The 6811-nt window shown below is 66.3% G+C and carries 6 protein-coding genes and 2 pseudogenes; all 8 read left to right on the forward strand.

Annotated features, from left to right (window positions below):
* Positions 1–186, forward strand: a pseudogene (locus tag LPZ50_RS19620) (chemotaxis protein); the annotation flags it as partial.
* Positions 187–192: 6 nt separating this feature from the next.
* Positions 193–1053 (forward strand): CheR family methyltransferase, encoded by an 861-nt coding sequence (locus LPZ50_RS19625; protein WP_230664021.1) that lies wholly within the window; start codon positions 193–195, stop codon positions 1051–1053.
* Positions 1054–1061: 8 nt separating this feature from the next.
* Complete coding sequence (locus LPZ50_RS19630; RefSeq protein WP_230664036.1) at positions 1062–2114, forward strand: protein-glutamate methylesterase/protein-glutamine glutaminase; 1053 nt, start codon at positions 1062–1064, stop codon at positions 2112–2114.
* 48 nt (positions 2115–2162) lie between these two features.
* Entirely contained in the window at positions 2163–2552 is a 390-nt protein-coding gene (gene cheY, locus LPZ50_RS19635; protein WP_230664024.1) for a chemotaxis response regulator CheY, read from the forward strand.
* A gap of 8 nt (positions 2553–2560) precedes the next feature.
* A complete protein-coding gene (gene cheZ, locus LPZ50_RS19640) occupies positions 2561–3193 on the forward strand; it encodes a protein phosphatase CheZ (protein ID WP_230664027.1) in 633 nt (210 codons plus the stop codon).
* Between the two features lie 153 nt (positions 3194–3346).
* Positions 3347–4483, forward strand: a complete 1137-nt coding sequence (gene flhB, locus LPZ50_RS19645; protein ID WP_230664030.1) for a flagellar biosynthesis protein FlhB — start codon at positions 3347–3349, stop codon at positions 4481–4483.
* A gap of 28 nt (positions 4484–4511) precedes the next feature.
* A complete protein-coding gene (gene flhA / locus LPZ50_RS19650; RefSeq protein ID WP_230664033.1) occupies positions 4512–6626 on the forward strand; it encodes a flagellar biosynthesis protein FlhA in 2115 nt (704 codons plus the stop codon).
* Positions 6623–6811, forward strand: a pseudogene (locus LPZ50_RS19655) (flagellar biosynthesis protein FlhF); the annotation flags it as partial. The gene flhA and the pseudogene LPZ50_RS19655, both read left to right, overlap by 4 nt.

Raw genomic sequence — 6811 nt, forward strand, 5'->3', positions numbered from 1 at the left:
GGTTCGCTGCAAGAGCAGGCGCAGCAGTTGTCCGAGGCGGTGGCGGTGTTCAAGATCAATGCCGGCGAAGTCATCGAGGTTGCCGCGCAGCAGCTGGAAGGCAGCCGCCCGGCCCGCAGGCCGCTGCGCGAGGCCGCGGATGAACGCGAGGCGGCCGCGCCGCCCGCGCTGGCCCTGCAGCAGTAACTTATCGTGGCAACTTCCGGCACCAGCGCATCGTTTGCGGCCGAACGGCAATTCGAGTTCCGCGAAGCGGACTTCGCGCGGGTGCGCCGCATGATCCATGAGCGCGCCGGCATATCCCTGGGCGAGCATAAGCGCGAAATGGTGTACAGCCGCCTGACGCGCCGCCTGCGCGCCCTGGGCCGGCAAGATTTTTCCGGCTACCTGGACCTGCTCGAAAGCCAGCCGGCCGCGGCAGAGTGGGAAGACTTTGTCAACGCGCTGACTACCAACCTGACGGCGTTTTTCCGTGAAGCGCACCATTTTCCGGTGCTGGCCGCGCTGGGGCGTACGCGCCCGGGGCCGGTATCGGTGTGGTGCTGTGCGGCGTCCAGCGGCGAAGAGCCCTATTCCATCGCGATGACGCTGGCCGAAAGCCTGGGCGCGCAGGCGGCGCAGGCCACGGTGCTGGCAACGGACATCGACACCAATGTGCTCAACCGCGCCCGTGCCGGGGTCTACGCCGAAGATCGCGTGGCCCGCATGGACCCGGAACGCCTCAGGCGCTTTTTCTTGCGCGGACGAGGCGCCAACGCCGGGCAGGTACGCGTGCGTCCGGACTTGGCGGCCATGGTGCGGTTCGAAACCCTGAACCTGCTGTCGCCAACCTGGCCCATTGCCGAGCGGTTCGATGCGATTTTCTGCCGCAATGTCATGATTTATTTCGATAAGCCTACCCAGGCAGGTATCTTGAAGCGGTTCGTGCCGTTGCTGAAACCGGGCGGCCTGCTGTTCGCCGGGCATTCCGAGAACTTCACGTATATCAGCAGGGAATTCCGCCTGAAAGGCCAGACCGTGTACGAATGCGTGGGGCCGCCTGGCGGTTGCTGAGATCGATGATGAAGAAAATACGAGTCCTGTGCGTGGATGATTCGGCCTTGGTGCGCGGGCTGATGACAGAAATCATCAACAGCCACGACGACATGGAAGTGGTGGCCGTGGCACCCGACCCGCTGGTGGCCCGCGAGCTCATCAAGCAGCACAACCCCGATGTGCTGACGCTGGACGTGGAAATGCCCCGAATGGACGGGCTGGATTTCCTGGAAAAACTGATGAGGCTGCGTCCCATGCCGGTGGTCATGGTGTCTTCGCTGACCGAGCGTGGCGGCGAAACCACCTTGCGGGCCCTGGAGCTTGGCGCGATCGACTTCGTTACCAAGCCCAAGCTGGGCATCCGCCATGGGATGCTGGAATACGCGGAGCTGATCGCCGACAAGATCCGCGCCGCGTCGCGCGCGCGCCTGAAAGCGCCCGGTTCCAGTCCCGCCGCGCCAACGGTGCGCCTGCGCAGCCCGTTCACCAGCTCGGAAAAACTGGTGATGGTGGGGGCGTCCACGGGCGGCACCGAGGCCATACGGGAAGTGCTGCGGCCGTTGCCGCCCGACAGCCCGGCCATGCTGATCACCCAGCACATGCCGGCGGGGTTCACGCGCTCGTTCGCCCAGCGCCTGGATGCGCTGTGCGCCGTTACCGTGCGCGAGGCCTCGCACGGAGAACGGGTGCTGCCTGGCCATGTGTACTTGGCGCCCGGGGGCGACACTCATATGAAACTGGGGCGCAGTGGCGCCAACTATGTCATCGAGCTGGAGGCAAGCGATCCAGTGAACCGCCATCGTCCCTCGGTGGACGTACTGTTCCGCTCGGCCGCGGAAGCGGCCGGCGCCAATGCCATCGGCGTCATCCTGACGGGCATGGGCAAGGACGGCGCGGCCGGCCTGATGGCGATGCGCAAGGCCGGCGCGCATACGCTGGCGCAAGACGAAGCCAGCTGCGTGGTATTCGGCATGCCGCGCGAGGCGATTGCATTGGGGGCCGCCGCGGAGATCGTGCCGCTGGCGGCCATGAGCGAACGTATTCTGACACGCCTGGGCGACCGCGCGAACCGCGTCTGACGCCGCAACGTCGGCGCACGGGCGACCGGGTTATTTTCTGGAGTTGAGATGATAGACAAGGGTATGAAAATTCTGGTGGTGGATGATTTCCCCACGATGCGGCGCATTATCCGCAATCTGCTCAAGGAACTGGGTTTCGAGAATGTGGACGAGGCCGAAGACGGGGCCATCGGCCTGGAGAAACTGCGCAATGGCGGCTTCCAGTTCGTGGTTTCCGACTGGAACATGCCCAACCTGGACGGCCTGGAGATGCTCAAGCAGATCCGCGCGGATGCCGCCTTGAAGTCGCTTCCCGTGCTGATGGTGACGGCCGAGGCCAAGAAGGAAAACATCGTTGCCGCCGCCCAGGCGGGGGCCAGCGGCTATGTGGTCAAGCCTTTCACGGCGGCGACGCTGGAAGAAAAGCTGACCAAGATCTTTGAAAAACTCGCCGGTTGAGGTGCAGCATGAACGCAATGGATATCGGCAGTAACGGAGACCCGGCCGACCTGATCCACCGCATCGCATCCTTGACCCGCATGTTGCGCGACAGCATGCGGGAGCTGGGCCTGGACCAGGCCATCAAAGATGCGGCGCAGGCGATCCCCGATGCGCGCGACCGGCTGCGCTACGTGGCGCAGATGACCGAGCAGGCCGCCAATCGCGTACTGAATGCCACCGAAGTGGCCCGGCCCCTGCAGGACGGCATGTCCCGTTCGGCGCAGGCCCTGGATGCGCGCTGGCAGCAATGGTTCGACCAGCCGCTGGAATTGCCCGAGGCGCGCGAACTGGTCAAGGACACCCGTGCTTTCCTGGCGGATGTGCCGGCGCAAACCCAGCAGACCCAGGCCCAGCTGATGGAAATCGTGATGGCGCAGGATTTCCAGGACCTGACCGGCCAGGTAATCATGCGCATGATGGACGTGGTGGGCGCCATCGAGCGCGAGCTGCTGCAGGTGTTGCTGGACAATGTGCCCCAGGAACGGCGCGACGAGGCCCAGTCGCTGTTGAACGGGCCGCAGGTCAGCCCCGCGGGCAAGGCCGACGTGGTCACCAGCCAGGACCAGGTCGACGACCTGCTGGCCAGCCTGGGGTTCTAGCCTTTGTTACGGCCGGCGGGCGGAAGAGCGGCCGCGCCGAATAGCGCCGCTTTCCCCCTGTTTCTTGCATGATCGCCGGCCCGCCGCTGCCCCTAGAATCTCGGCGGGCTGCTCTGTTTTCCACCGACATGAGCGGCAAAACATACCGCAAGCATGGCCGACGACAGCGATCTGGAAAAAACAGAAGCCGCCTCTCCCCGGCGCCTGGAAAAGGCGCGCGAAGAGGGGCAGATTGCGCGTTCGCGCGAGCTGGGCACATTCCTGCTGCTGGCGGCCGGGGTGGCCGGCCTGTGGCTCAGCGGTTCCATGCTGTACCAGGGGTTCACGGGAGTGTTGCGGCACGGCCTGGGTTTTGACGCCCGTGTCGGCCGCGACCCGGGCATCATGGTGGCGCAGGCCGTCGACGGCGCCGGCCAGATACTGCTGGTGGTGCTGCCCTTGTTTGGCGTGCTGATGGCGGTGGCCGTGCTTTCCAGCGTGCTGTTGGGGGGCTTCGTGTTTTCGGCCAAGCCGCTGCAGCCGGACTTCACCAAGCTCAGCCTGCTGAAGGGGGTCAAGCGCATGGTGTCGGCGCAAACCGTGGTGGAGCTGGTGAAGGCCATTGCCAAGGCGCTGCTGGTCGGGGGAATCGCGGCGGCCGTCATCATGGGCCATCGCGACGATATGCTGTCGCTGATGCACGCCGCGCCCACCGAAGCCCTGGTGCGTGCCCTGACCCTGGTGGCATTGTGCGCCGCGCTGATCGTCGCGTCGCTGGGCATTATCGTGCTGCTGGACGTGCCATGGCAGATATGGAGCCACTTGAAAAAGCTGCGCATGTCCAAGGAAGACGTGCGCCAGGAACACAAGGAAAGCGAAGGCGATCCGCACATCAAGGCGCGCATCCGCCAGCAGCAGCGCGCCATGGCGCGGCGGCGCATGATGTCCGAGGTGCCGCGCGCCGACGTGGTGGTTACCAATCCCACGCACTACGCGGTGGCGCTGCGCTATGCCGAAGGCCAGTCGGCGCCGCGCCTGGTGGCCAAGGGCACGGGCATGGTGGCCGCGCGCATCCGCGAGTTGGCCGCCGAACACCGGGTGCCCATGCTGCAGGCGCCGCCGCTGGCGCGCGCCTTGCATGAGCACGTCGAACTGGGCCAGGAGATTCCCGCGGCGCTGTATACCGCCGTGGCCGAAGTACTGGCCTGGGTGTTCCAACTGCGCAGCTGGCGCGCGGAATGGGGTGCCGAACCCGCGGCGCCCACCGGCCTGCCGGTGCCCGCCGAACTGGACCCGCAGTCGGCCCGTTAACGGGAACCGGCACTAGAGAAAATTACGCATGAGCCAATTGATATCCGCATTGAAGACCCACGGCGCCGCCAACGCCCGCATGCTGGCCGGCCCGGTGCTGATCGTGCTGGTGCTGGGCATGATGGTGCTGCCGCTGCCCACCTTCCTGCTGGACTTGCTGTTCACCTTCAATATTGCCCTATCGGTCATGATCCTGCTGGTGGCGATGTTCACCCGCAAGCCGCTGGATTTCGCCGCGTTCCCGGCGGTGCTGCTGTTTGCCACGCTGCTGCGCCTGTCGTTGAACGTCGCCTCGACCCGGGTGGTGCTGCTGCATGGCCACACGGGGCCGGACGCCGCCGGCAAGGTCATCGAGGCGTTCGGCCATTTCCTGGTTGGCGGCAATTTCGCGGTGGGGATCATCCTGTTCGTGATCCTGACCATCATCAACTTCATCGTCATCACCAAGGGGGCGGGGCGCATTGCCGAGGTCGGCGCCCGCTTCACCCTGGACGCCATGCCGGGCAAGCAGATGGCCATCGACGCCGACTTGAACGCCGGCCTGATCGGCGAGGACGAGGCGCGCAAGCGGCGCGCCGAGGTCTCCCAGGAAGCGGACTTCTTCGGTTCGATGGACGGCGCCAGCAAGTTCGTGCGCGGCGACGCCATCGCGGGCCTGCTCATCATGGTGATCAATGTCATCGGCGGCCTGATCGTGGGCATGGCGCAGCACGACATGTCAGCCGGGGACGCCGGGCGCGTGTACACGCTGCTGACCATCGGCGACGGCCTGGTCGCGCAGATTCCTGCGCTGGTCATTTCCACGGCCGCGGGCGTGGTGGTGTCGCGGGTATCGACGGACCAGGACGTGGGCCAGCAGATGCTGACCCAGTTGTTCTCGAACCCCAGCGTGCTGTTCCTGACCGCGGGCATTATCGGCATCATGGGCCTCATTCCCAATATGCCGCATGTGGCCTTCCTGACTTTGGCGGCGATTCTGGGGGGCACCGGCTGGGCCCTGCTCCGGCGCGCGCAGCAGGCGGCGCTGGCCGATGCGGCGCAGCCTTCCCAGGTAGCGGCACAGGCCCAGGCGGCCGCCGCCGAGGCCAGTTGGGACGATGTGTCGATGGTAGACCCACTGGGGCTTGAGGTGGGATACCGGCTGATTCCTCTGGTGGACCACGCACAGAATGGCGAACTGCTGCACCGCATACGCAGCCTGCGCAAGAAGTTCGCGCAGGACGTGGGTTTCTTGCCGCCTGTCGTGCATATCCGCGACAACCTGGAACTGAAGCCGAACGACTACCGCATCCTGCTGTCGGGCGTGGAAATCGGCCGCGGCATTGCCATGCCAAGCCAGTGGCTGGCGATAGACCCTGGTGGCGTCACTGCTCCCATCAAGGGCACCGCCACCACGGACCCGGCCTTCGGCCTGCCGGCGCTGTGGATCGACAACGGCCAGCGCGACGTGGCACAGGCGGCGGGCTATACCGTGGTGGACGCCAGCACGGTGGTGGCCACCCACCTGAACCACATGATGCACCGCCATGGAGCCGGCTTGCTGGGCCGCCAGGAAACACAGCAGTTGCTGGACCGCATCGCCGGCGAGGCCCCCAAGCTGGTCGAGGACCTGGTGCCCAAGACGCTGTCGCTGACCACGTTGCAGAAGGTACTGCAGGGCCTGCTGGCCGAAGAGGTGCCCATACGCGACATGCGCTCTATCGTGGATACGCTGTCCGAGCATGCGCCGCGCCTGGCCGCGCAGGCATCGGGCACGGGCGGGGCGGCCGACGTGCCCGAACTGATCGCGCTGACGCGCCGCGCGCTGGGCCGCGCCATTACCCAGCAATGGTTCCCGGGCGACGGCGAACTGCAGGTAATAGGCCTGGACGTCAGGCTGGAGCGCGTGCTGACCCAGGCCTTGACGACCAGCGGCGGGCTGGAACCCGGCCTGGCCGATACGCTGCTGCGCGAAGCGCAGAGCGCCGTGGCCAAGCAGGAATCGCAAGGCAATGCGCCCGTGCTGGTGGTGGCTCCGCCGCTGCGGGCGCCGCTGGCACGCTTCCTGCGGCACCACCTGCCGCAATTGGGCGTGCTGTCGAACGCCGAGATCCCCGATGAGCGCATGCTGCGGGTCACGGCCTTGATCGGTGCGGGCGCATGAATATAAGCCGTTTCATTGGCGCGTCCAGCCGCGAGGTCATGCGCCAGGTGCGCGAGGCCCTGGGGCCGGATGCCTTGATCGTGTCGAACCGCAAGGTTCCCGAAGGCGTGGAGGTGCTGGCCACCCTGGACGAGCCGCAGTCGGCTCCCGCCGCGGCGCCGCAGCGCGCGGCGTTGCCGGCCGAC

The sequence above is a fragment of the Bordetella petrii genome (assembly GCF_020991325.1).
GTDB lineage: Bacteria > Pseudomonadota > Gammaproteobacteria > Burkholderiales > Burkholderiaceae_B > Bordetella_A > Bordetella_A petrii_E.